Below are 230 nucleotides of genomic sequence, written 5' to 3' on the forward strand. Positions count from 1 at the left end.
AGTAAACATGGCTTTGATGCGGCATTTGGTGGTGCCCGCCGTGATGAAGAAAAGTCCCGTGCCAAGGAGCGGGTGTATTCCTTCCGTGATAAAAATCATCGCTGGGATCCTAAGGCCCAGCGCCCTGAGTTATGGAATATTTATAACAGCAGAGTGAACAAGGGTGAAAGTATTCGTGTTTTCCCGCTATCGAACTGGACAGAATTGGATATCTGGCAATATATCTATCT

The 230-nt window shown here is 46.5% G+C and carries 1 protein-coding gene; it reads left to right on the top strand.

Annotated features, from left to right (window positions below; translation table 11 throughout):
* Positions 1-230, top strand: a 230-nt coding sequence (locus B3O33_RS06035; protein WP_292363189.1) for a phosphoadenosine phosphosulfate reductase family protein, incomplete at both ends; no start/stop codon positions are given.

The organism is Methylophaga sp. UBA1464, assembly GCF_002325665.1.
GTDB lineage: Bacteria > Pseudomonadota > Gammaproteobacteria > Nitrosococcales > Methylophagaceae > Methylophaga.